The following is a 23,897-nucleotide window of genomic DNA, read 5'->3' as shown; positions in this document are numbered from 1 at the left end:
GTTCATCACGCCGCGCGCCGTCCGCGCTTCGGCGCCGGTTTACCGGTCGGCGCACCCGCGCCGCTCTCGCCGCGCTTGCCGAGACTGCGCTTGAGCAATTCGGAAAGGTCGACGATATCCGCACCGCGCCGCTCGGGCGCGGGCGCCTCGACGTGCGTGAGTTCGTGCGCCTTGCCTTCGCGCGCCTTGCGCCCGGCCAGTTCGAGAATCGCGTCGCGGTAGGTGTCGCGATACGTTTCGGGGTCCCAGTCCGCGCTCATGTCGTCGATGAGCTTGCGCGCCATTTGCAACTCATGCGTGCTCACGCCCGCGGCTTTTGCACGCCTGGGCACGCTCTTCACCACGTCGAACTCGCGCACCTCGGTGGCCCACCGCAGCGTTTGCAGCGCAAGCGCGGGGCCCGCCGCCACGAGCGCCGCGAGATGCTGCCGGCTGTGCAGCACGACGCTCGCAATGCCGATCTTGCCGCTCGCCGCGAGCGCGTCGCGCAGCAGCGCATAGGTCTTGCCCGCGCGCTTGTCGGGGGCGAGCCAGTACGGCGTGTCGAGGTAGAGAAAGGAGACCTGCGCTGCCTCCACGAACGCGAGCAAATCGACCGTCTGCGTCGATTCAGGGCTCGCGGCCTTGATCTCCTCCTCGGACATCACCACGTAGGCGCCTTTTTCATACTCGTAGCCGCGCACGATGTCGTCGTGCTGGATCGGCTTGCCCGTGCGCTTGTTGATCTGCTGGTAGCCGACCGGGTCCAGCGTGCGCCGGTCGAGCAGATTGAAGCCAGTACGCTCGCTCTGCGTAGCCGGGAACAGTTCGACCGGCACATACACGAGCCCGAAGCTGATGGCGCCTTTCCATATCGCGCGTGGCATGATCGCACCCTCCTCGTCTTTCGCATCGTGCGGCTTTCCAGCAAACGCAATGCCCACCGCGCTTTGCGGCCCACCCCGCCGTACGCGGCGTTCAAAGGGCCACAACAAAACGCACTGGCCTCTCGCGGTTTTCATCTACGGGAATACGCGATGCGCACCGGCGAACACAATGGGCGCCGCCGGCGTTCGCATCTTGCAGCAAGGATGCGAATGCAGGCGCGGTGGACGACTAACGCGGAGGCAGCATGCAAGAGAACAGCGCACCTGCGCTCACGGTCGAGGAAACGCTGATCACCGAGGCTCTGGTGGACCGCCCGAACCGACTGCCCGACTATCAGGGCGAGAACCGTGCGCTTGCTGCGCTCACGCAGGAAATGGCGAGCAATCCCTCAGGTGTACTGCCTATGCTCGCGCGGCTCGCCCTCACGCTGTGCCGCGCCGAGTCGGCCGGCGTGAGCGTGCCCGAGCGCGACGGCCCCAGGGCCCGGTTCCGCTGGGGCGCGGTGGCCGGCGAACTGGCCGGAGAAGTGGACCGCACGCTTCCCGGCGACGACTGCGCGAGCGGCGTGACCGAGGGGCGCAATACCATGCTTCTGTTCGATCGCCCTGCACGCTGCTTTGCTTCGTACCGCGCGATCGATCCGCCCATCCGCGAAGCGTTGCACGTGCCCTGGCGCGTCAACGGCACAGTGGTCGGAACGGTCTGGGCCGTGACGCACGGCGAGGAAAGACATTTCGACGCCGAGGACGCGCGCCTGCTGCAAGGCCTCGCCTCGTGCGCGAGCGCCGCGCATCAGTTGACGAGCGCGCTGGGCGACGCCCAGGACGCGGGCCGCAATCTTGCGCATCAGGTGGCCGAACGCACGCGCACGCTGCAGAACATCAACACGAAGCTCCACGACGAAGCCGGGCAGCGCAAGCAGGTCGAAGACGCGCTGCGCGAGAGCGAAGCGCGCCTGCAGGCCGCCATTTCCATCGAAACCGTGGGCGTGCTGTTCTTCGACCTCGACGGCACGATGGCCGACGCCAACGGCGCATTCGAGCAGATGAGCGGCTATAGCCGCGAGGATTTGCGCGCCGCGGCGCACTGGGACAAGCTCGTGCCGCTCGAATTTCTCGGCGTCACGACGCGCGCGGTCACCGACCTCGCCACCACCGGACGCACCCAGCCCTACGAGCGGCAGTTGATCCGCAGGGACGGCACGCGCTGGTGGGGCCTTTTCGCGCCCACCCGGCTTTCGGGCACGGGCATGGCCTCGAAGTGCGCCGAATTCGCGCTGGACATTACGGAACGCAAGCGCGCGGAAACCGAATGCGTGGACAGCGAGGAGCGCTTTCGCGCATTGGTGGAAGGCTTGGCGCAGGCGGTGTGGGAAGCCGATGCCCAAGGCCAGGCCGAGTCGGTCTCGCCGGGCTGGTCGGAATACACCGGCCAGCCCGGCGAAGAATGGCTCGGCGAAGGCTGGGCCAACGCCGTTCATCCCGACGACCGCGCCTACGCGTTGAGCCAATGGAAGGACGCGATTGCGGCGCAGCGTGTGGTGAACGCGGAATTCCGCTTGCACGTCGCCACGGGCGGCTGGCGCTGGACCAACGTGCGCGCCGCGCCGATCTGGAATCCGGACGGCACGGTGCGCAAGTGGGTGGGCATGAATATCGACGTGGACGACCGCCGCAGCGCCCAGGAAGCCCTGCGCGAGAGCGAGGCGCGCTTTCGCGCGCTAGCCGAAGCGTCGCCCGCGCTGATCTGGCAAATCGACACGCAGGGCAACACGGTCTATCTGAACCAGCGTTATCTCACGGCGATCGGCCTCACGCCAGAACAACTGCTCGAAACCGGCTGGCACACCATCGTGCATCCGCGTGACCTGCCCAGCTTTCTTTCGCGCGTACAGACCGCGCAGCACAACCATTGCGCGTTCCAGAGCCGGCTGCGCGTGAAAATCAAGGACGCAGGCTGGCACTGGTTCGAAACCTGCTGTGCGCCGTGGTTTTCCGCGAGCGGCGAGTTTCGCGGCCACGTGTGTGTCTCGATCGACGTGACCGAAGCCGTGAACGCCGAAGACGCGCTCAAGGAAGCCGACCGGCGCAAGGACGAATTCCTCGCGACGCTCGCGCACGAACTGCGCAATCCGCTCGCGCCCATTTCCAATGCGCTGCACCTCATCCGGCGCAGTGCGTTTCCCGCGGACTCTGCGCCGATACTCGACATGCTCGATCGCCAGGTGCATCACATGGTGCGGCTGATCGACGACCTGATGGAAGTGTCGCGCATCACGCGCGGCAAGATCGGCCTCGTGAAGGCGCCCGTGGCGCTCGCGGAAATCATCGAGAATGCTATCGAAACGAGCCGTCCCGCGATCGATCAGGCGCACCATGAACTGAGCATCACGCTGCCCGACACGCCGCTCGTTCTCGACGCCGACCGCGTGCGGCTCACGCAGGTCTTCGCGAACATGCTCAACAATGCGGCGCGCTACACCGACACGGGCGGCCAGATCCGGCTCGACGCTATGCGCGAAAGCGAGTGGGTCGTCGTCACGCTGAGCGATACGGGCATCGGCATGTCGGCCGAGCAGATTGGTCAGGTATTCGAAATGTTCACGCAGATCAGCCGCCCTGCCGACCGCAACCAGGGCGGCCTCGGCATTGGCCTCACCATGGTGCGCCATCTCGTGCGCATGCATGGCGGCACGGTCGAGGCGGCGAGCGCCGGCCCCGGCAAAGGCAGCACCTTCACGGTGCGCTTGCCGCTCTCGCAGCAAATGCCCGCCGAAGCGCGCGAGACCCCGGCGAGCGTGGCGCGCGCCGCGAAGCCGCTCGCGGGCAAGCGCATTCTCGTGGTCGACGACAACCGCGACGCCGCCGATTCGCTCGCCATGGTGCTCTCGGCCGAAGGCGCGCAAGTTCGCGTGGTCTACGACGGCGCCGCCGCGCTCGGCGCACTGGAGCAGTCGGTGCCACATGCGGTCGTGCTCGACATCGGCATGCCCGGCATGGACGGCTACGAAATCTCGCGGCAGATTCGTCAAAGCCCGCGCTACGTCGGCCTGCAGATCATCGCGCTAACGGGTTGGGGCCAGCACGCCGACCGGCTGCGCTCGCGCATGAGCGGTATCGACTCGCATCTCACGAAGCCGGTCGATTTCCACACGCTGTTCGAGCTGCTGGTCGCGCGGTGAAAGGCCCCGCCCCGCGCGCCCTTCACACGCCATTGCCCCCGAGCGTCTTGAGGCTCTTCCACTGGCCCTGCTGCACCTCGAAGAGCGTATAAGGCGGCTTGATGAGGTCGCCGTGCGGATCGAACGCGATATTGCCCGTCACGCCCACCACCGTCACCTTCGGGAAGCTCGCGACGATCTTCGCGCGGTCGAGCGAATCGGCGTCGCGAATCGCCTTGAGCATGGCGAGCGCGGCGTCATAGGCGAACGGCGCATACAGTTCGACATCCTGATTGAAGCGCGCCTTGTAGCGCTTGGCGAACGCCTGCGCGGAAGGCAGCTTGTCGAGCGCCGGTCCCGGTTCGAGGTCCTGCGTGCCCTCGCCCGCCGGGCCCGCGATCTGCAGGAAGGCATTGCTCTTCAGTGCGCCCGCGCCAAAGAGGCGCGCCGGCATGCCGAGCGTGCGCATCTGCTTGGCGAGCATCGCGCCCTGTTCGTCGAGGCCGCCAAAGAAAATCACGTCGACGTTCTTCTGCTTGAGCGAAGTGAGAATGGCGCGAAAATCGACGGCCTTGTCGTTGGTGAACTCGCGGTCGACGATATTGCCGTTGGCCTCCTTCGCGCCTTTCTCGAACGCATCGGCGAGCCCCTGGCCGAAGGCCGTGCGGTCGTCGATGATGCCGATGCGCTTCGCCTTCAACTGCTCCACCGCGAACTTGCCGGCGATCACGCCGCCTATGCCGTCGTTGCCCATGGTGCGAAACACGTTCGCGTAGCCCTGCTGGGTCAGCGCCGGGTTGGTGGAGCCCGGCGTGATCATCGCGACGTTCGCGTTGTGATAAACCGTCGAAGCGGGAATGCTGCAGCCCGAGTTGTAGTGGCCGATCACCCCGACCACGCCGTCGTCCACCAGCTTTTGCGCCACCTGCACGGCCACGTGCGGATCGGCCTGGTCGTCCTGCACGTCGAGCACGTACTTCACCGGCTTGCCGGCAATGACCGGGTGTTTGGCGTTCTCCTCGTCGATCGCGAGCTGCGCGCCGTACTGCAAGTCCTTGCCGACGCGCGCCACCGGGCCGGTGAGCGGCCCCGCGAAACCGATCTTCACAACCTCGGGGTCGGCCGCCTGCGCGGGGCCGTGCAAGCCCATCAGCCCGAGGGCCATCGTTAGTACGAGAGTGCGGCGGTTCATGATGCTCATCCTCGCTGGGAGACTGTTGCGTTAGGTGTTACGTGGCTGTTGGCTGGAAAGTGGCTGGAAACAGGGGTTAAAAACGGCGCGGACTATAAGGGGCGAGATCGAGGGGAGGCGCACGTTGCGCAACGAGATCGGCGACCACGCTGCCCGTCACGCCGCCGAGCGTCACGCCCAGATGCTGGTGCCCGAACGCATAGATCACGCGCGGCGAGCGGCTAGACGCGCCCACCACGGGCAGCGCGTCGGGCAGGCTCGGCCTGAAGCCGAGCCAGTCGCTGTCCGGCTCCGGCAGTCCGGGCAGCGCCTCCTGCGCAGAGCGCGTCAGCAGGCGCAGCAGGTCCGCGTTCTTGCCCGCGCCGTTGGCCGCCAGCTCGACGGTGCCCGCCGCGCGGATGCCGCCATCCATCGGCGTCATGTAGAAGCCGCGCTCGGCCCAGCCGCACGGGCGCGAAATCCGGTTAGCGGTCCCAGGAAAGCGCACGTGATAGCCGCGCTCGACACCTAGCGGCACCGCGTCGCCGCATTGGCGCGCGAGGCGCCCCGAAAATGCGCCCGCGCACACAATGGCATGTTCTGCGTCATGCGCCTCGCCCGCCGTATCGATCAGCTTCACTGCGCCAGGCGCTGGCTCCAGCGTTTCGACGGCCACGCGCCGGTGCACCAGACCGCGCTGCGTCAACATCGCATGCAAGGCCTGCAGAAAACCGCGCGGATCGCTCAGAAACCAGCTGCCCTTGAAGAGCGTGCCTTGAGAGAAGAGCGGCGCGAGGCCGGGCTCCAGTTGTGCGATCTCGCTACGCGCGAGCGTTTCGAACGCCACGCCGAGCGAGCGCCGCAGCTCGAGCGCCGGCTGCGCGGCCTCGAACGACGCCGCGCTCGAATACAGGTAGAGGCATTCGCGTTCGCGCACGAAAGCCGCGAGCGTGTCGACGGCAAGCATTTCGCGGTAGCCTTCGAAGGCGCGCGAGAGCAGTTGCGCAAGCGCGTTCACGCTGCCCGCGTAGCGGCGCGGCGTGGCGCTCAGCAGAAAACGCGTGAGCCACGGCGCGAGCCCCGGTACATCGCCCCAACGGATGCGCAGCGGGCTCGTCGACGAGAACAGAAAGCGCGGGATGTTGCGGAACACGTCCGGGTTGTTCACGGGAATGCACGCATAGTTCGCGAACGTGCCCGCGTTGCCGTAGGAAGCGCCCTCGCCCGGACCCTGCGCGTCGTACAGCGTCACGCTGTGCCCGTCGCGCATGAGCCAGTACGCGCACGACAACCCCACGAAACCCGCGCCGATGACAGCCACTTGCGCCATTACTTCTTCCAGTTGGTTGCGGGCTCACGGAAATCCTGCACGTGAGTCCTCTTGCGTGTGAGCAGGTAAGCCGCCGACACCACCGCCAGGCTCGCGAGGCTCGCCATGAGCTGGCCAGAGAGCGCGCGGTCGAAGCCCATCGCGCAGAGCACGCCGGCAATGGCCGCCACCACGGCCCACGAAAGCCAGGGAAAGAGCCACATCCTGAACGTGAGCCGTTCGGGCTCCGTTGCCTCCAGGCGCCGGCGAATCACGATCTGCGAAACGGCGATGGAGAGATACACGAACAGCATGACCGCGCCCGATGCACTGACGAGATAGAGGAACACGCCCTGCGGCGAAACGATTGCCGCGACGATGGCCACGTAGCCGACGATACTGCTCGCGAGCACGGCCAGGCGCGGCACGCGGCTCTTCGAGAGCGTGAGCAGCGCGCGCGGGGCGTCGCGGCGCTCGGCGAGCCGGAACACGATGCGCGACGACACATAGAGCCCGGAATTCAGCGCCGACAGCACGGCCACCAGGACGATTGCATTCATGATGTCCGCGGCGCCCGGAATATGCATGGTTTCGAGCGCGGCCACGAACGGCGAGTAACCCACCTTGATGCTCGCCCACGGCACGATGCACGCGATCACGAAGAGCGAGCCGACATAGAACGTGATGACGCGCAGGATGACCGAGCGCGTCATCGACGCCACGTTGCGGCCCGGATCGTCGGATTCGGCCGCGGCAATGGTCGCGATCTCCGCACCACCCACCGCGAAGATCACCGTGGGCACACCCGCGAAGATCGACATCGCGCCGAACGGCATGAACCCGTGATCGCCGCTCAGGTTGTTCACGGTCTGGTGCCACGAGCTGAACCCGAACAGGTAGCTCGCGCCCACCACAATGAACACGATGATCGCCGCGACCTTGATCGACGCGAACCAGTACTCGAATTCTCCATACGATTTCACCGAGAGCAGGTTCACGACCGTCATGAGCGAAAGGAGCACGAGGCCGATCACCCAGACCGGTGCGGGAATCCAGCGCTGCAGGATGCCCGCGCCCGCCACCGCCTCCACGGCGACCACGATCACCCAGAAGTACCAGTAGAGCCAGCCGTTCGTGAATCCGGCCCAGTCGCCGAGACCAATGCGCGTGAACTCCGTGAACGAGCCGACGCCCGGATGCGCGAGCGCCATCTCGCCGAGCATGCGCATGACGAACAGCACGACGATGCCCGCCAGCAGATAGCTCAGGCAGGCAGCCGGCCCCATCGCGTTGATGGTGGCGCTGCTGCCGACGAAGAGCCCCGCGCCGATGATGCCGCCGAGCGAAATCATCGTGACGTGCCGCTTGCGCAGCGAATGGCCAAGGGGTGTGGATGTTGCGCTTGAAGCGGGTGTGGGTTGCCGGGTTGCCACGAGCCTGTCCTCCTGTAATACAGTGCGTGTTGCGCCGAACTGATAGCCGAACAAAACCTTGGATTCATACTCACACAATAATTTTTTGTGTGCAATTAAAAATGCTTTGTGTGGAGACCAGGAAATTCCCTGGTGAATGATCTTCCAGCCCGGGGCAAAGGCAGCTAAACTCCTGCCAGATATCGTACTATTGGATTACGGATGCGGTGACGGTGCTGGCGACCCATCTCGCAGCAACAAGGCAGCGTGGCAGACGATCGAGTTTTGTATGGAGTTACTACTTGCATGAAAGCCGACGATTACCAGACAAAATCGGATGACGATATCCAGACAAAAGGTCGTCAAGCCACGTATCTGGAGGTCTCCCGCAATCTCGAGGAGCAGGTGCGCAGCGGTCAATACCCACCCGGCAGCCGCCTGCCGCCGCAGCGCGATCTGGCCGTGGAACTGGGCATCAACGTCTCCACCGTCTCGCGCGCGTACAAGGAGTTGCAGGCGCGCGGGCTGATCGTGGCGAGCAAGCGGCGCGGCTCGATCGTCACCGGCGGGGCCATGCCTGCTGTCAGCGCCGCGGCGCAGCGCGGCAGCCAGGCGAGCGGCGCTGATGCGAGCGGCGTGGTGGACCTCACCGTCAACCGGCCGGCGACCGGAGAATTTCTCGCGCAGCTCGCCCGCACGATGGCATCGATCTCGCGCGACCCGCGCTTTGCGGAAACCCAGGAATACCAGCCGCCGCAGGGCGCCGAATGGGCGCGCGCGGCGGGCGCGCAGTGGATCGCCGCGCCCGGCTTTACGCCCTCGCCCGAGAATCTCGTCGTGACGAGCGGCGCGCAGCACGGCCTCTATGCGGTCCTGAGCAGCCTGATGGGACACGAAGGGGTGATCCTTTCCGACAAGCTGACCTACTACGGCCTCAAGGCGCTCGCGCCCGCGTTCCAGTTCGAGCTGGTCGGGATCCCGAGCGACGCCGAAGGCCTCCTGCCGGACCAGCTCGAAGACGCATGCCGCCGCATGCCGGTGAAGGCGATCTTCACCGTGCCGAACCTGCAGAACCCCAGCGTGGTCACGATGAGCCTGGAGCGGCGCCTCGCGCTCGTGGAGATCGCGCGGCGCCATCGCGTCGCCATCATCGAGGACGACGTGTACGGGCCGTTGCTGCGCAAGCGCCTGCCCACCATCGCGAGCCTGTGCCCCGAGCTGACCTTCCACGTGGCTTCCACCTCGAAGGTGCTCGCGCCGGGGCTGCGCATCGGCTATCTGCTCACGCCGCCGCATGGTGCGCCGCTCGCGGCCGAAGCCGTGCGCACGACGGCCTGGATGCCCGCGCCGCTCACCACGCTCATCACCACGCGCTGGATCGAGGACGGCACCGCGCACCTCATCCTCGAAGCGCAGCGTGCGGAACTGCAGGCACGGCAGGAACTCGCGCTCGAGATCCTGCCTCGCGATCTGCTCAACAGCGACCCGGCGTGCATGTTTGTCTGGCTGCGCGTGCCGGCGCCGTGGCGTTCCGACGACTTCGCCGCCAACGCGCTCGCGCGCGGTGTGAACACCATGCCCGCCTCGGCGTTCGCGGTGGACCGCTCAACGCTCGAGCACGGCGTGCGCATCAACCTCGCGTGTGCAACCTCGCGGGAGCAACTGGCGCGCGCGCTGAAGGTCCTCGCGCGCACCCTGCAGGACCGCCCGCGCGCCCTCTTTGGCACGATCTAGGCCGCACCCGGATTTTCCCCAATGGGCTGGTGTCGATGGGCTCGCCTCTGGCGCGAGCCCATCGAGCACGCGCACGACCCTGCGCAATTTCTTCCGCTGCCAGTGCGACTCGCGCAGCCCGAATCGGTCATAACGTCCGCGATGTTAGGCAACGACGCTGCACGCCGTGCGCGCTCTGGTGGACTTTGCATCCATCTGCATGGCGTGCGCGCACATTCGGCTAGCAGGAAGCAAATCAGGTACTAGAATGCATTGGTGCAGTGATGCAAAGGCAGTCTGTTCGGCAGGAACGTTCGACACTTTGATGTTTCGAGTTCGTCATTGGAGGCATGCTCATGACGTGCCTGAACGAAAAGATTGTCGGTGCAGCCTTTTTTATGCTGAGCGGTTATGCATTCGCTCAGAGCACCGGTGTGAACATTCCCGAAACCATGACGGTCGCCAATATCCCGTCCATGCCGATGGAAGTGGTTCCAGCGCTGCCACCGGAACCCCAGGCGTACCTCCATCGGTACGAAATGGAATATCAGGCGAATCAGTCAAAGCCTTTTTATGCGCAAGTCGAAAGTTTTTATAGCGCGCCGGCGACACAGGAACAATACCATTACGACTTCGTAAAGTCGGTGCCGGGGAGCCGTTACGGTACGCAGCAGCAGGCTGCACGGACAACTGCCGAGTATCTGCAGATGGGCCCTTCCACAGCGCCGCAAATCTCGATTCTGCAGGTGCCGGACAGCACGCTGAACATCGGCGCGCAGCCTCAGCGCAGGCTCTCGCTGACCGTCGACGAGTGGGTGTTCTCCGCCACCGCACGCGTCGCCATTCTTCATTCGCATAGCACAGGCGCAACGGTTACGGTTCGGCGCGGTTTCTAAATCCGCCTATCTGATTTAACCGTCGAGTCGAAAGTCATTAAACGGACCATGTAGCTGGTTTTATCACGGCTCACCTGTGCATACGTCACCCGCTTTTGTATGAGCAGGTGACACGTCGCCCGCATTTCGGGAACGGCGCATGCTACAACGCATCGCGTGCCTTAGCCGCCCTACCCGATGAACCCTCCCAACACGACCGGGACGACTGACAAGCCTCCCATCATCGAAACCACGCTGCCCGCGCGCCTCGATCGCTTGCCGTGGGGGCGCTTTCACGTGCTCATCGTCGTGGCGCTGGGCGTCACCTGGCTACTCGACGGTCTCGAAGTCACGCTGGCCGGTGCGGTAGCGAGTGCGTTAAAAACGAGCCCGGTGCTGCATCTCGACAACGCGCAGGTGGGTCTGGCCGGCAGCGCGTATATCGCGGGCGCGGTGTGCGGCGCGCTCGGCTTCGGCTGGCTCACGGACCGGCTGGGCCGCCGCAAGCTCTTCTTCATCACGCTCGCCGTGTATCTGCTGGCCACCGCCGCGACGGCGTTCTCGTGGAGCTTCGCGAGCTTCGTGGCGTTTCGTGCGATCACGGGTGCGGGCATCGGCGGCGAGTACGCGGCCATCAATTCGACGATCCAGGAGTTCACGCCCGCGCGCGTGCGCGGCTGGACCGACCTCAGCATCAACGGCACGTTCTGGGTGGGCGCGGCCATCGGCGCGGCGGGCTCGCTCGTGCTGCTCGACCCGCACCTGCTGCCCGCCGACTGGGGCTGGCGCGCGTGCTTTTTCATCGGCGCGCTACTCGCGCTCATGATCTTGCCCATGCGCCGCTGGATTCCGGAAAGCCCGCGATGGCTGCTCACGCACGGCGAGCACGACGAGGCGAAGCGCATCGTCGAGGGCATCGAAACGCGCTTTCGCGATGCGGGCCATACCCTGGAAGACCCGCCTGATGACCCGCTGCGTCTGCATGCGCGCAGCCATACGCCGCTGAGCGCGGTGTTTCATGCCATATTCGTGCGCCACCGCCGTCGCGCGCTGGTGGGTCTTTCGCTCATGACGGCACAGGCCTTCTTCTACAACGCGATTTTCTTTACCTACGCGCTCGTGCTCACCGAGTTCTATCACGTGCCGGGCGGCGACGTGGGCCTCTATCTGCTGCCGTTCGCGCTCGGCAACTTCCTCGGGCCGATCGTGCTGGGGCGGCTCTTCGACGTGATTGGCCGGCGCACGATGATCGCCGCGACCTATGCGCTCTCGGGCGTGCTGCTCACGGTGAGCGGCTGGCTGTTCGAACAGGGCATGCTCACGGCGACGATGCAAACCGGCGCGTGGATGGTGATTTTCTTTTTCGCCTCGGCCGCCGCGAGTTCTGCCTATCTGACTGTGAGCGAGTCATTCCCGCTGGAGATTCGGGCGCTCGCCATCGCCGTGTTCTATGCGTTCGGCACTGCACTGGGCGGCATCATCGGCCCGGCGTTCTTCGGACGACTGATCGATACGCACCAGCGCAGCGAAGTGTTCACGGGCTATGTGGTCGGATCGGCGCTCATGCTTGCGGCTGCACTCGTGGCCGCGATCTGGGGCGTGGACGCGGAGCGCAAGTCGCTCGAACATGTGGCCGCGCCGCTTTCGGCTGTGGGGGAGGAGTAACCTGGCTGCGTTTACTGCGTTGCCTTCTGTGAAGGTGCGTCGGCCGCGAGCAGCAACTGGTTCACGAGTTCGAGCTTGAGCGGCTTGTCCGGATCGAGCTTTTTCTTCCCGGTCACGTACTCCCACCCGTTGCCGCTACCCGGATTGCGATAAAACGCGACGACGGCCAAATATTGTGTATCGCCCTTCATCGCCTGTGTCAGGCTTGCGGAAGCCCCGGGGTTCAGCGCGCGGCCGCCATGCTGTCCTGCAGGTCCTGCGCGAGGACGGTGCGATCGTTCTTTAGCAGATCGTCGTAAGAGGCTGCGTCGAAGATCTTGCGGTCCTTGAGTTGATACACGCGCACGGCGACCGAAGTCGGACGGCCAGTATCATCCGGATTCAATGCCTGACGGGCGGCCAGATCGATATAGAGCGCCTTGAGCTTCTTGTAGACAATTAACGTTGAGCTGAACGCGTCGCCTGATCACGGAAGCATCGGCATTGCCATTCATCTCTCCTCTGCTCACCGCTCCACGTGGGCATCCGGATCGACTGGAAACAGTTCGCGCTGGGGCGCATCGCGTTCAGTGCGATGGAATCCGCGCTCACGATGCCCACCTTCCGCCGGGTAAGTCAGCCCGGGCCCGGGCCGGCCTTGCTGGACCGGCATCGTCTGCACGAAATCGGTGATCACATCCGCCAGGCTCCGATCATCGGGGCTCGGTGAGCCAGCCACCGCGTGAGCGATACCTCGCCATGCTTCGAACGTCCCGGCGTGGGCATGCCACGAGGCAAGGCGGGTTGGCTCGTCCAGCTCCTGTCGCCAGTACCGCGGCGTTTCTCCGCGCGCCGTCATTTGTACAACTGCCTGCTTCGGATAGCGTCGGGTTTCGCCACGAACACGCCGCGGCGTGGCATTGGCCTCTACCCCGTGCTCGCGCAGTTGCCCCGCAAACCGTTCGCGCCAGCGTTGCAGATCCTGCTTGCGCGGGTTGAGCCGCCTGCCATCCGGCCCGCGGACCTGCACACTCAGATGCACGTGCGGGTGCGCTTCGTCGTCGTGCGCGGCGAAGACATACCGTCTGCCGTCGCCGAATTCCCCAGCGGCGAACGCACGCGCGGCGTCGCGCACCGCCTGTCTGTTCGTGCCTGGTGGCATCGAGAGCAGCACATTGAATACCTCACGCCTGCGGCTTTCCTCCGGAATACCCCAGCCACCCAGCTGCCAGGCGTGCGTGAGATCGCGCAGCGCTTCGCGACCGAGTACGATCATCCCGTCCTGGTCCTCGAGTTCCACCTTCCCGTTGCGCGAGATGTAGCGCAGATGACGGCGCACCGCGCCCATGCCCTGCGCGCCCGACGCCTTGTTCGTGATCTTGACCATCACTTCAGGGGTCCGCCTGAGCGTGCGTGCAAGTTTCTCGCGCATGCGTCGCACGTCCCGCCCAAGCTCACCGCGCGACATACGCGGCGCGCGCACATGCCGTAGCGGTTCGTGAAAGAGCCGGTCTCCCCAGTCCAGCAGCATCTGGTCAACCCAGGTCTTTGGGAACGGCATGCTATCGGCTCCAGCGATCGAGGTTGGCGCGCAGCACCTGCGTGACTGCGCGCAGGTGCGTTTCAATCACGGCACGGACTCCGTCTAGCATGCGCGTCGCGTTATACGCATCGTCGTGCGCCTGCAACCGGCCCAGCAGCGTCACAATGGTCGCCAGTTGCTGGTTCGAATCCGCAAGCAGCCGCATCTCGCGCTCGCCCAGCTGCGGCTCATGCACGAGCTGCGAGCGGACCACGGCAACCACCCAGCGGTTGACGTTCAGCCCAGCCGCCCACGCACGCTGTCTGGCCGCTTCGAGTTCGGCCTGCGTGAGCCGGATTTCGAGGCGTTCGCGATGGCCGCTGACCACAAGATGGTGTTGTTCATGCCTGGACGCTGTGCCTTGCGGCTCATCCTGGTTCAGCAGATCATGGACCAGCAGCCGCACGCCATCGGCAGCTGCGACGCCATGACGGGCGCACCACGCCTCCCAGCGTAGCTTCACCGGCCCGAGATCCACACACAGTCGCGCCCGCGTGGTCATGTGCGCGCTCCTACAGCGAAGGCGACGCGGGTTCTTCCCGGGCACGTTCAACCTCGCGGCCCGCAACGCGCTCCGCCACCGCACGGGTACGACGGTTTCGTGTGGAAGGCGCTTGTGGATCGAACACGCGCGGCGTCGGCACGATGACACCCTCGGCCACGAAGGCGTCCAGCAGCCGGCGCGCATGCTGCTGCACCCGCGCGATGGATCGCTCGCTCAGGCCATGCTGGCGCATCGCAGCCGTCAGCACCGCCATCTGCACGGCGCGCTCCTCAGGGCGAGCGCGGGGAGGCTTGCGCCTGGGCGCGGCGTGTACGGGTTCCGATTCGACCGGCTCCGCGGCCTCCCCCCATCCAGGCTCACTCTTTTCCGCCGCCGACCTGGGGCGAGCGTGCATGCGCTCCTGCCCCACCACATCGACGCGCCAGATGTTGCGATAGACGTCCTTTGCCTCTTCACCGGTCATGTTTCCCCTTGCATCGATAACGGGCACCGTCACGCTCACAAGGCGCCGGCCAAGATTTTCAAGCGTGACCTGCTGTCCGGCGAGCGCGCCGGACTCCGCGACAGCCCTTCCGAGATCCACACCCCACACGACGTGTTCCGCACCGCCCGCTTCGCGATAAACGACGTAATACGAGTCACTGCGCGCGGGGTTGTGCTGGTACGGCGCCCCGCCGTGCTCAACCAGCTCGCCGGCGTAGCGCTGCCGTTCCTGGCTCCCGGACGCTGCAACGCGTGGCGCCGGTTCAGAGGCGAGAGCAGGTGGCAGCGGCGCCGAAGCCATCTCAGGCTGCGGGGAAGCGTCGGACTTCGCCGTTTGCGCCGTCGGAGTTTGCGCAGGGCGAGGCGCCGCCGCGGATGCCTTCGTGAGCTCAGCAGCCCCCCCCATCGCTGCAGTCGTCTCCATCACATCGACGCGGTTCGTCATCCGGGCGCGACGGCCCTCGGCCAGGCAGGCCAGATCGACTGCCTTCGGCTCGTACCCGGTCACCTCGATGCCCAGCAGCATTGCCTGGACCCACACCTCCCGCCGGAACTGCTCATGGCCCGACACCCGCACGCGAGCCCACGACTTGGCGCGAACCATATCCACCATCGACTCGACGACGTCGGGGCGGTTATGTTGCGTCACCAGGTACGGGCCGATATCCTCGAACGCAAGCTGATGCGGCGCATCCTTCAGGAAATACTGGTTGCCGGCGCGCAGGTACCGCTTTCGCACGACCTCCGGTGGATTGGCCAGCGGCAGCCACCGCAGGGTCGTCGCCTGCTGCGATGCGGGTTGCTGTGCCACAGCCTGCTGCGGCATGTCCGCCTGGATCGCCTGATTGCGCAGCCGCTCCCGCGCTGCATCGAACCCGCGGCGCTGGCGTGCGGCCAATGCGTCTGCTGCCGTCGGGTCGAAACGATCCGCGCCAGCGGCGCCGCCCTGTGGATCCGGCAGAGGCGGCGGGTCCGGCTCGATCATGTTGACAACCGGATCATCGGCTGGCGTGCCGGCGGAGGTAGGGGTTGCGGTTTCATCCATCATGGACCTCCCTGTGCTCGCTGTCTGATACAGCGTCAGGTTCAATCAGCGTTGCTGCCTTTCGCCCTGTTCTCCGCCGGCGCGCTCCTTCGACTGCGCGAGAGCAGCCGCCCGCGCTTGCCTGACACGCGTCCATGACACGCCCTGCAACTGGTCGAGTGTCGCGTCGAGTTCGTTGCCGAAACCCACTTCGCGTGCCGACTTCTTGAGCGACGCAACCGTGCGCTCGAGCAGATCGCGCGCACGGTCCCACGGATACACCTTCGCGCGACTGCCGTCGTACCCGACCTGGACCTCCGCACCGTTGAGGCGCTGGTTCTCGTCCATCCACCGTAGCCGGTCCGAGACGAACTCGACGTTCGCCTTCGCGTGGAATACCACGCTGCGCGTCGACACCTCCTGGATCAGGTAGTGCTCGGTGTTGAACACCTCGCCACGGTACGGACCGCCGTTCCCGCGAGGCGTCGCCATGCGGATCTGCGCGCCGAAGCGATGCTGGGCCAGGGCCTTGATCTCGCCCGGCACCTCGTCGAGTCCATACAACGGCTCACCCGCCTGACGGCGCGCTGGTGCCTCGACTTCACGCGCCGCCGGTGCGTCCGCCTTCTGCGTTTCGTCCTCACGCCGAACCTGCTCCGGCGGCTGTGGCTGCTCCTGAACGGCTGCCGCTGCCGGATTTCCCTGCGACACCGCTTCCGATGCGTCCGGGCTGCTGGAGCGCCGGCGCGAGATACGACGCCGGCCCGGTGCCTGCGCGTCGCCCACGAGTTTCTCTTTCACATTGCCCACCTCAACCTCCTTCAGTGCATCGACCGATCCGTCCACACCCGCCATCTTCCCGTCGCCTTGCGCATCCACGACATCCCGCCCCGCCGCCTCGTAGATCGACTCCCGTAAAAGCTCACCAACGGCTCGCGATCCCGACAGCACGGCCATGTCATCGAAGTCAGTCGGGATCCCGTTATCGATGCGTGCCCCCGGCGCAAAGCGCGGCGCCGCCAGCAACGACGACGTCCCACACGCGGCCTGCCTCGCATGCTCATACCCGCCACCAAGATCGGCCAGCACCGCGATCGGCGCTTGCGGGTAGCGGCCGCGCCACATGGCTGCCGCCAGCCGAAGATTGCCGCTCGACAGGGCGGCGACGCTGAACCAGCCGGTCGCCTGACACACCGCCAGTGCCGTTGCCACCCCTTCAGCGATCAGGATGGGCGTGACTGCGCCCTCGCGAAACTGGCCCGGCTCAACGACCCAGTAGCCGCCTGACTTCGCACCGCCCGCCAGCGCAGACTTGCGCCCTTCGGCATCGATCAGTTCCAGTGTCGACAGCGTCTCGCCGATGCAGACCGGTACCACCAGCACACGTCCCGTCAGCGGCTCTTCGACACTTCGCGGAGCGTAACCGAGCAACGCGTGCAACTCCTCGGCTTCAAGTTCGCGCAGCGTGGGCACCGCCCTGACCTGCTTGCGTTCGAGATAGGGATGGCCGGGACCCACCGGCCTCGCCCACTTCCAGATGGAGAGCGCCTCCCGCGCGGCCGTCGCCTGTCGCGCGCGCATACGGGCCTCGAGTCGTGACGGGTCAACTGCCGGGCGGGCTGCTGACACGTGCGGTCGGTCCGCCGGGTCCATCGCGGTACGGGACGCCCTGACATCGAAACCATGCTGCTGCGCGAGCCAGAAGAGCGACGCGAGCGTCTTGCCGCCCGACTCACCAGCCGAGCGCCACGTCACCCGCGCCGCGCGCTCACTGTAGTTGTGGGCGGTACGGCTCCACGCGTCCCAGATATCGAACCCCGCCTCACCGAATCCCTGCTTGAGCGCGAACGCCATATCGACCCACGTCCCATAGTCCCCGGCAGGTATCATGGCCAGCGCCGCGCGCGCACGTTCCTCTTCATTCAGGTAGCGGGTATTCATCGGCGTTCTCCGTGATGCGGCACGACGCTCGAAGTGACGCCAGCGCGCGATGCAGTTTGCCCGCGCTGGGGGCGAGGCGCGCCCGCCGTGCGCGCAGACCTGCGCCTCGGCGCCCCATCAGTGGGGCGCAATTCGGCCACGTCGAGGTCTGACGGCGACAGCCGGCGCGCTGCCACGGCAACCTGCGCAACCGGCACCCCAAGCAGCGTGAAATGTCGCTCGACGTAGGCGGCAGCCTCGTCGTCGCTCACATCGTTGAGATGGCGTGGCAGGTCGCGCGGGTCCCAGGCCTGGAGCACTTCCAGATACTCCGGGGGAAGGCGCATCACGCCGGCCTCATCCACGTCGTCCGGTTGCACGTCCCTCACGCGGCGCTCCACCTGGGCCACGAAACGCACGAGGTCCATGGCCGGAATCCGAAGCGCCGCGCGCAGTCGGGTGGTAAAGACCGGGTCGCGCCAGTAACAGATCCGTTCAGCCAGGATCGGCTTCGTGTTTTCGAGCAGGATGATTTCCTTCTCGCGCCCGAGTTCCTTCAGCTCCTGCGGCAGCAGCAACGCACGGCGCTGTTCGGAGAAGCTCTCGCTCGAGCCGCTCCGCCCGCCGAAAATCGCATTCGAGCGGCTCACACTGCGCGAGCGGTCCGTGAAGGTGCCGAGCATCTCCGAGTATTCGTTCGCATCCTTCTGCTCACGTGGCGCGTAGATGATCTGCATCGCGTGATTCGTGACGAAGGTCCTCGCGTCCGCTCGACCATAGACCGACTCGAGCTGCGACACCGACTGCACGATCGAAAGCAGCCGCAGGTTGTATCCCGCCATGTAGGCGACTGCGCGGGCAATGATGTGGATCTTGCCCACTGAAGTGAATTCGTCCATCAGCAGGAGGCACTGCACCTTCAGCTCGGGGCTGTCGTGGGGAAGCTGACGTGTGTTCAGATTGACGAGTTGCGAGAACACGAGGTTGACAAGCAAGGCAGCCTCGCTCAGGTGGTCCGGCGTGATGCCGACATAGACCGACATGCGCCGCCTGCGTACGTCACGCAAATCGAAGTCATTCGCACTTGTTGCGGCGTCAACGACCGGATTGGCCCAGATCGTGAGCGGCGCATTGAACGTCGCCAGAATGCTTGCGAGGACCTTGTCATCGTTCGCAAGAAAGCGGTTCAGCGCGTCCGTACACGCCCCACTGAGCAGCCGCCGGTTCTGCACCAGGGCCTGCTGCAGGTACGCCTTGACCGGCACGCCGTTGCCCGACGACTGCCGCAACACTTCTCCCATCGTCACCGGATAATCGGGCACGTCGGTGTTGCCGGCCCGGCGCGCATCGTGCCATTCGCACAGCAGCAATACGATGCCGAGAAAGAGGTTGCGAGCCTGGTCCTTCCAGAAGTCATCGTGACCGCCGACCGGATATAGCGCGTATCCGATAGCGAGAATTTCGCCGGCGCGCAATACCCCGTCCGAGATCGCTGACAGTGGGTTATACCGGTGCGTACGCCCGTCCTCTGCAAACGGATTGAACAGATAGACCTCATGGCCATGCGCGCGCCGGAAGCCCGCCGTGAGATTGAAGTTCTCCTGCTTGATGTCGAGCACGACGACCGAATCCGGATAGCTCAACAGGTTGGGCACGACGATACCCACGCCCTTGCCCGAACGCGCCGGTGCCGCGAGCAGCACGAACTGCTGTCCAGCGAACCTCAGGTAGCGGCCACGCCACACGCCAACGACCAGCGCCGGCCCGCTATAAGCGTCTGAAATCGCTGCCGCGCTCATAGCAGCCCTGCCCGGCGGATGTCCGCCTCGTTGGCAAACCGCGCGCTGCCATGCAGACGCCGACGACTGGAACGGTCCAGAAGCGCATACACGCCAGACGCGGGCGCGCCAAACGCGAGCACAAGGCCAAACAGCGCCGCACCGGCGAGCTTCGCGCGCCCCTGCTTTGGCAAACGTCCGTCGTACCAAGCCAGCGCTGCATCGACCCAGGCATGCAAACCCGCATGAAGCGGATTGAGATGCTGGCTCGCGACGAAGAAAAAAGATGCGAGCCATAGAGCGAGTACCAGACCACCAGCAGCCGCAGCCACAATCGCCATCATCACCAGCGCGCGCACTACGTGATACACGATGGTTGACCGTGCCGTTCCGGTTGCCTTTCCGACGTCCATGGCTTGCCCTCCTTTCACTGAAAATCCACCTGATGGCGGTGCAGCGGATCGAACCGGACTTCCGTCATCGACCAGTGCCGGCCGGTCTGCTCGCCTGATCCATCGAAAATTGCACTGGCTTCCATGTGCGCCACCCCATCGATGGTCATGAAGAGCAGCCGGCGCAGTGCCGCGGCGTCCCACGTCGCCGCTTCCGGATGTTCCTTCGCCATCAGCGCGAACCGGTCGATGGCCACCGCGGCGCTCGACGCGTGATAGCTCGTGATGGAACCCGAGTGCCCCGTCGTCAGTAACTTCAGGAAGTCGTACGCCTCGCTGCCCCGAAGTTCGGCGAGCAGAACGCGGTCTGGGCGCATGCGCATCGTGCTGGCGATCAGGTCCGCAGGCATCACGCGCGCCTGAGCGTGACCGCCCTTGCTGTAGATCAGGTGAACGCAGTTCTCGATGTGACGGATGAAGAGCTCGCGCACATCCTCGATCGTCACGATGCGCTCGGTATCCGGGATGTACCGGCACAGCACCTTCATGAAACTCGTCTTGCCCGAACCCGTGTTGCCCACAATTGCGAGGTTCAGCCGGCCGCGCACTGCCAGTTCGAAGAACGCCGGAAATTCGCGCGCTTCGAGGTACCTGACGAGCTCGCGATCGAGCTCACGCAACGCAGGCATTGCCTCATCGAGTCCGGCCGGACGGTGCCACGTTGTCCGGGCGAACAGGCCTTCGCTTTCGTACGCATTGAGCGTCTTCTCGCGCGAGGACGGGCGGCGGATCGTCACCGACACGGTACGTGCAGGCACCACCGGCGGGATCACGATCTGGATGCGCGCATCACCCGGCAGCAGCGCGGAGAGCACCGGATGCAGCGCTGAGACTTCCTGGTTCGTGAGCGTCGCGATCGCGACCGCAAACGACATCAGACGCTCGAAGTCGAGCTCCGCGCAGTCATGCGCGTGCCATCCGAGGTGCGTCTCCGTCAGCACACGTTGCGGGCGGTTGATCACCAGCTCCGTGACGGCCGGGTCATCGAGGAGGCCCGCGAACGGCCGCATCAGCTCGCGCACCGACGCGTCCTCTGCCAGCCTCGGCAGTAGGGTATCTGCCAGGACCGGGGCTTCGCCCAGGGCATGGACCGGGGAGTTCATCGCGTGCCCTCCGGCTCGAGCGCGTAGACCGGACTGAAGTCCAGGTCCCGCGCGACGACAATCGTGAACTCCGCACCCTGGTTCTGCGAGAGCGTGGGCGGGATGTTGATTGTGCTGTCCAGCACGCGCGAGGCCATGTCATTGCCCTGCTGCTGTGTGTTTTCGAAGACGACCGAACCGTTGCCGTTGCCGCCTCGTGTGGCGAGATAGCCGATCGCATCCTGCGTCAGGCCGAGCAGCATGGCGGCACCGATGCGCTCGCCCCAGTGGTTGTTCACGTACCCGCCCACGCCCATGCGTCCGAGCGCATCCGCGGCTGGCGAATCGATCTCGACCGTCACGCCTTCGGGCGTCCTGATTCGCGCTGACAGGATGAACACGCGCTTCTGGCCGGGTGCCAGGTTCGAGCGGTATTCGCTGTTGATCTGCGAACCGCGTTCGATCAGCACGACATGGCCGTCATCCGAATACACGTTTTTCGTCACCGTGCAGCTCGAGATACCGGCCTGGGTCGAATCGAAAGCGGTGTCACCCGCGCAGTCGATCTTGGCGCCTTCTGCGAGAATGAGGCTGCGGTTGCCCAGAAACCCCGCGCGCACCATTGGCGTCACGGTCGGCGTGAGCGCCTGGGCAAGCGGGCTGCTACCCTGTGACTGGCTGCCGGACGCAACCGTCACGTTCGGTTGCATGCCGGAAGAAGCTGCGGAGATTGATGCAGCCGTATCAGGCTCGCCACCGGCAGCACCGTTACCGCCTGTCGCGAGCAGCGGCGCATCGTAGTAGCTGCGAACCGGTGCGGTATGCACAGGCACCTGGCGCGGCGCGGCGGCAACGGCGACGGACGCAGCCGCACCGGCTGCCACGGCTGCGCTTGCCACACCCGTCGCCGATGACGCCGCGGTGGGCCCATCGCCGAACACGCGCCCCTGGGACGGCTGTTCCTGCACGGCATCGCGCCTCGCCTTCTCGGCCGCTTCGTGCCGCTCAAGAAACCCGTGGATCGTCCAGACTGCTGCACCGACCACGGCCGCGACAACCAGCAGCGGCGCGAACCACCATGCCCGCGGCCGCCCCCCCTGCTGCCCCAGTTCCGGCATGCCGCGATCGGCGGGCTGTCTCCCAGGGTCACCGTTTGTAGTTTGCGTAACCTTTGCGGGGTCGCCCTCGTCTACACCCCAGGGCGCAATCACATTGCGTGGCGATTCCTCATTCATGGCCGCCGCTCCGCAGGACACGCTTTACACCCGTCGCCGTCGTGCCATTCTCGGGTGGTACGCCGTCCACGTCGAACGCGTCGTTCCAAAGGCCAACCACTTCATCGCCAAGACGCAGCACGAAACGTCGGGCTACCTCGTGCACAACGATGACGTCGTCTTCCATATGCCGGTCAACGACGCTCTCGCGGTCGCCATCGGCCACGCGGAAGATCGCGGGGATACGCCGGTTATTGGGAATGCGGATATAGGTAAAGCGCCCGTCATCCCACGCTGCGCTCGGCGCGATGTCCTCCGAATGCGGCATCACCTGCATCGAGTAGGCGGTATTGCGCACCACCGGCGCCTGCGCGAGGCGCGCGCGCACAAGAGCAGCAGCATCGGCAGCTTTCGTCCTTGCTGCCTCTTCATCGGGATAGACGAACGTGATGCGATACATCTCGTCGTCGTTGCCGAAGCGGGCCTTCAGCGGCAGGACCACGAGGTCGAAGCTGTAGCTGTGCCGGTCCGTGCGGATTTCGAGGTTCGTGTCGTGCGCTGCAAGCTCCGGCTTGAGATAGACATCGTGGTCGCCCCGGTTGGCGAGCACCTGCCATCCATCCCGGTCACCCGGGGCCACGACGAGAATGCGCTCGGTGGGATCGAGCGCGATGTGTGTGGCAAAGCCGCGCTGCGCGATGACCCGCACCACCTCGTCCTGCCGGTACGCGACCTGTCGCACGCGCGAGTCGCCCGACCAGCCAGGTACATCGTAGGCGCGCGCTGCGCTGCATACCGCTGCGAGCCCGACGGCCAGTGCGACGGCCAGCGCGACAGTTCTCAGGCAGATGACCGGTTTCATGACGTACCTCCCCTGGCGGGCTGTCGCGCCGGCGAGGCAGCCGCAGGCGTGTATTCGGGATCGCGGCTGTATGCCGTCACCTTGAAGCCAAACGGGTTTTCGATCGCCGTGCGCTCCCGCGCGAAGACGGTGGGCCGATAGGTGAAGGCCAGCGTGATGACGAAGCGCTGCGGCTGCGCGTCATCGATCCCGTTCTTCCACGTCGTCTGCTCGATATGCACGACGGCGTGCCCCGGCTCATCCGGCACGAGTGTGGTCGAAAGGATGCGCACGCGACGCTGTGTGCTGGCTCCGAGCCGCCGGTCCAGCGCGTCCTGCCCCCCGTAGATCGCCCGGTAGTCCCGCGCAACCCGGTCGTCGCTCATGTCGAGCACGCGGTCATAGTCCATCTGCAGCAGACCCCAGTCGTAACGCTCGCGCGAGCGCACATACACTTCGACCCAGTGCTTGTCCTCGACCTCGCGCATCGGCACCTGCTTCGCGTCGAGCACGTCGATCACCTGTGCCTCACCGGTCAGACGATCGACCTCGATCGGCAACGGCACGACACGGTAAAACGGGACCATCACGGCCAGCGCCACCGCACACAGGATGGCCACCACCACGCAAGCCGCGGCCACGTACCATGCGCGGCGCTCCGAGCGCTCCTGCAGATGTGTGACCGACACCTCGAAATCGAGCGCCCGCCGATAATCGTGGTCACTGCTCATGAGCGCCTCCGTCCGAGGGTGAGACGGGTGCAACGCGGTTCACCGGAACCCGGTGCGAGCCATCCGGCAGAACAGGTTTGGGTGGACTGTCCGAGCATCCATTCATCAGTATGACTAACTGAATGCTGGCGATC

General features: G+C 65.6%; 18 protein-coding genes and 1 pseudogene. 4 read left to right on the top strand and 15 right to left on the bottom strand.

Going from position 1 to position 23,897, the window contains the following annotated elements:
- Positions 1–5: 5 nt before the first annotated feature.
- Positions 6–866, bottom strand: a complete 861-nt coding sequence (gene ku, locus A3CW_RS46020; protein ID WP_154677914.1) for a non-homologous end joining protein Ku — start codon at positions 864–866, stop codon at positions 6–8.
- Between the two features lie 245 nt (positions 867–1,111).
- Between ku and A3CW_RS50125 the strand changes: the two genes are divergently transcribed.
- Positions 1,112–4,048, top strand: a complete 2,937-nt coding sequence (locus tag A3CW_RS50125) for a PAS domain S-box protein (protein WP_051481406.1) — start codon at positions 1,112–1,114, stop codon at positions 4,046–4,048.
- A gap of 22 nt (positions 4,049–4,070) precedes the next feature.
- On the opposite strand, the gene A3CW_RS0111975 is transcribed toward A3CW_RS50125, so the two are convergent.
- The 3 genes from A3CW_RS0111975 to A3CW_RS46010 form a co-directional block, all read right to left on the bottom strand.
- Entirely contained in the window at positions 4,071–5,219 is a 1,149-nt protein-coding gene (locus A3CW_RS0111975; RefSeq protein ID WP_028203791.1) for a branched-chain amino acid ABC transporter substrate-binding protein, read from the bottom strand.
- Positions 5,220–5,295: 76 nt separating this feature from the next.
- Positions 5,296–6,528, bottom strand: coding sequence for an NAD(P)/FAD-dependent oxidoreductase (locus tag A3CW_RS0111970; RefSeq protein ID WP_028203790.1), 1,233 nt, complete (start codon positions 6,526–6,528; stop codon positions 5,296–5,298).
- Positions 6,528–7,859: an amino acid permease gene (locus A3CW_RS46010; protein WP_081771624.1), complete on the bottom strand. Its 1,332-nt coding sequence runs from the start codon at positions 7,857–7,859 to the stop codon at positions 6,528–6,530. The genes A3CW_RS0111970 and A3CW_RS46010 overlap by 1 nt, the downstream gene beginning before the upstream one ends.
- A gap of 366 nt (positions 7,860–8,225) precedes the next feature.
- On the opposite strand from A3CW_RS46010, the gene A3CW_RS0111960 reads away from it, so the two are divergent.
- The 3 genes from A3CW_RS0111960 (at position 8,226) to A3CW_RS0111950 (ending at position 12,172) form a co-directional block, all read left to right on the top strand.
- On the top strand, positions 8,226–9,653 hold the full coding sequence (locus tag A3CW_RS0111960; protein WP_028203789.1) for an aminotransferase-like domain-containing protein: 1,428 nt from the start codon (positions 8,226–8,228) through the stop codon (positions 9,651–9,653).
- 335 nt (positions 9,654–9,988) lie between these two features.
- Positions 9,989–10,528, top strand: a complete 540-nt coding sequence (locus tag A3CW_RS0111955; protein WP_028203788.1) for a hypothetical protein — start codon at positions 9,989–9,991, stop codon at positions 10,526–10,528.
- Between the two features lie 177 nt (positions 10,529–10,705).
- Entirely contained in the window at positions 10,706–12,172 is a 1,467-nt protein-coding gene (locus A3CW_RS0111950; protein ID WP_028203787.1) for an MFS transporter, read from the top strand.
- Between the two features lie 11 nt (positions 12,173–12,183).
- Here the strand turns inward: A3CW_RS0111950 and tssJ are convergent.
- The 11 genes and pseudogenes from tssJ to A3CW_RS0111890 form a co-directional block, all read right to left on the bottom strand.
- Positions 12,184–12,611: pseudogene (gene tssJ / locus A3CW_RS46005) on the bottom strand (type VI secretion system lipoprotein TssJ); the annotation flags it as partial.
- Positions 12,612–12,677: 66 nt separating this feature from the next.
- Positions 12,678–13,712, bottom strand: a complete 1,035-nt coding sequence (locus A3CW_RS0111935; protein ID WP_028203785.1) for a relaxase/mobilization nuclease domain-containing protein — start codon at positions 13,710–13,712, stop codon at positions 12,678–12,680.
- Position 13,713: 1 nt separating this feature from the next.
- Complete coding sequence (locus A3CW_RS0111930) at positions 13,714–14,235, bottom strand: hypothetical protein (RefSeq protein ID WP_028203784.1); 522 nt, start codon at positions 14,233–14,235, stop codon at positions 13,714–13,716.
- 10 nt (positions 14,236–14,245) lie between these two features.
- Complete coding sequence (locus A3CW_RS0111925) at positions 14,246–15,769, bottom strand: LPD7 domain-containing protein (protein ID WP_028203783.1); 1,524 nt, start codon at positions 15,767–15,769, stop codon at positions 14,246–14,248.
- A gap of 42 nt (positions 15,770–15,811) precedes the next feature.
- Positions 15,812–17,686 carry a PriCT-2 domain-containing protein gene (locus A3CW_RS0111920; RefSeq protein ID WP_028203782.1) on the bottom strand — a complete coding sequence of 625 codons (1,875 nt, stop codon included), beginning with the start codon at positions 17,684–17,686 and terminating at the stop codon, positions 15,812–15,814.
- Positions 17,683–19,464, bottom strand: coding sequence for a type IV secretory system conjugative DNA transfer family protein (locus tag A3CW_RS0111915; protein WP_028203781.1), 1,782 nt, complete (start codon positions 19,462–19,464; stop codon positions 17,683–17,685). The genes A3CW_RS0111920 and A3CW_RS0111915 overlap by 4 nt, the downstream gene beginning before the upstream one ends.
- Positions 19,461–19,856 carry a hypothetical protein gene (locus A3CW_RS0111910; RefSeq protein WP_028203780.1) on the bottom strand — a complete coding sequence of 132 codons (396 nt, stop codon included), beginning with the start codon at positions 19,854–19,856 and terminating at the stop codon, positions 19,461–19,463. Before A3CW_RS0111910 ends, A3CW_RS0111915 begins: the two co-directional genes overlap by 4 nt.
- Positions 19,857–19,870: 14 nt before the next feature.
- Positions 19,871–20,998: a P-type DNA transfer ATPase VirB11 gene (gene virB11, locus A3CW_RS0111905; protein ID WP_028203779.1), complete on the bottom strand. Its 1,128-nt coding sequence runs from the start codon at positions 20,996–20,998 to the stop codon at positions 19,871–19,873.
- Positions 20,995–22,212, bottom strand: a complete 1,218-nt coding sequence (gene virB10, locus A3CW_RS0111900; RefSeq protein WP_028203778.1) for a type IV secretion system protein VirB10 — start codon at positions 22,210–22,212, stop codon at positions 20,995–20,997. The genes virB11 and virB10 overlap by 4 nt, the downstream gene beginning before the upstream one ends.
- A complete protein-coding gene (locus A3CW_RS0111895; protein WP_081771623.1) occupies positions 22,205–23,053 on the bottom strand; it encodes a TrbG/VirB9 family P-type conjugative transfer protein in 849 nt (282 codons plus the stop codon). The genes virB10 and A3CW_RS0111895 overlap by 8 nt, the downstream gene beginning before the upstream one ends.
- Positions 23,050–23,763, bottom strand: a complete 714-nt coding sequence (locus A3CW_RS0111890) for a virB8 family protein (RefSeq protein ID WP_028203776.1) — start codon at positions 23,761–23,763, stop codon at positions 23,050–23,052. The genes A3CW_RS0111895 and A3CW_RS0111890 overlap by 4 nt, the downstream gene beginning before the upstream one ends.
- Between the last annotated feature and the right edge of the window lie 134 nt (positions 23,764–23,897).

Source organism: Paraburkholderia nodosa DSM 21604 (assembly GCF_000519185.1).
GTDB classification, from domain to species: Bacteria; Pseudomonadota; Gammaproteobacteria; order Burkholderiales; family Burkholderiaceae; genus Paraburkholderia; species Paraburkholderia nodosa.
Note: the sequence above shows the minus strand (reverse complement) of the source record. Positions and strands in the feature narration are given on the sequence as shown.